The 1,734-nt window shown below is 43.6% G+C and carries 1 protein-coding gene; it reads left to right on the forward strand.

The features are described 5' to 3' along the window. Nucleotides 1-174: 174 nt before the first annotated feature. On the forward strand, nucleotides 175-1,734 hold a 1,560-nt coding region (locus tag ACR0P9_RS12055), incomplete at its 3' end, for a YhgE/Pip family protein (RefSeq protein ID WP_432620481.1).

Raw genomic sequence — 1,734 nt, forward strand, 5'->3', positions numbered from 1 at the left:
ATCATTTTAACTTTTAGTTAACAAAATTCCAGCACTTTGATCTTGAACATCTGCTTTTTATCCAACAGTTTTATGCATATCATCATTGAATTATATTATCAAAATACAGTATAATATTTACTGCACATTATCTTCTAATCGAAGAAAATTGAAACATATATCTGGAGGGAGTTTATGCGGTCTGTTTTTCAGATTTTTCGGCGGGATCTCCGCCGTTTGCTGCGCAATCCAGCGGCAGCACTTGTCATGGCAGGCGTGTGTCTTTTGCCATCACTTTATGCATGGTTTAATATTGCAGCCAATATGGATCCCTACGGCAATACCGAAGGCATCAAAGTGGCAGTTGCCAATAACGACACCGGCGCCGATACCGATATACTATCGCTCAACGCAGGCGATGAAATCATAAAGAAGCTAAAAGACAACCATCAGCTCGGTTGGACATTTGTTGACACCAAAGACGCCAAAGAGGGCGTGAAATCCGGCGAATACTATGCAGCGATTGTCATTCCAAAGGATTTCAGTGAATCTCTAGTCAGCATCCTGTCTGGAAAGCTGGAACAACCGGAGCTTGATTACTATATTAACGAAAAAAAGAATGCTATTGCGCCAAAAATCACAGATACCGGTGCGACAACCATTCAGCAGGAAATCAACGACACCTTTTCCGCAGTAGCATCAGAATCGATCTCGGATATTATCCGTTCTTCTGTTTCCAGTCTGGCAGGTGACTTGAGCAGCACCAATCAAGAATTAACCAATTCTATTTCTGATGTACAAAACAATCTGTCGCAATACCAAACCGCCGTACAAAACTTCCAAAATACCGTCAACCAGTCTAATTCTGTCATCAATGACACAATTGCAGGATTGGATCAAGTGGATCAAACGGCACAGTCTGGTTCCAATGCGCTGTCCAATGTTTCCACACAGCTTTCCAAAAGCCGAACAGCGCTCGGCAGTTTTTCCGGACAGGTTTCTCAGAATCTATCCAATGGAGAGACACAGCTCAACAACATTTCACTCTCTGCCTCTTCCAAGCTTGGTATTTTTGAGACCAATGCAAACGAAGTACTGACAACAGTCGGAAATGGCATTGATTCTGTCACAGCGCTCAATCAGAAAAACGCACAAATCATCAATGATTTATACGCGCTGCATCAGAGCATTCAAAACGACTCTTCACTGTCCAATGCGATTACTGAACAAATTCAGAAATTACAGGCACAAAACGCTTCCCTGCAAGAGCTGTTGGATTCGTTAAATTCCGGAAATTCTGCAATGAAAGAAGCTGTCAGCACGGCAAAAACCGCACGAACTTCCTTGGAACAGATTGCATCCAACGGAAAATCGTCCTTACAGACCTCACGCGACAAGCTAAACGCGCAGGTCTTCCCACAAATCAACCAATCTCTTGACGGCCTTTCCACTGTGAATGGCGATCTAACCGCTGCCCTGTCCGGCATTCCATCAACAACAAAACAGGTAAAGCAGCTGTTGACCCAGCTCAAAACGACGATGAATGACAGTGCCGATACGCTGAATCAAGCAGGTCAAACGCTCGGTACATTAAACCAGAAATTAGGAACGATCTCTACCGACTTACAGTCTCTGCAAAGCTCCAATGCTTATCGGAAACTGCTTTCGCTCGAAGGAATTGATGCCGATGCTGTTTCTGACTTTATGTCTTCTCCGGTTTCTATCAAATCAGATGTACAGTACGATGTAGAGAAC

Origin of the sequence: Butyricicoccus sp. (genome assembly GCF_050872565.1) — a bacterium.
Classification (GTDB): domain Bacteria; phylum Bacillota; class Clostridia; order Oscillospirales; family Butyricicoccaceae; genus Butyricicoccus_A.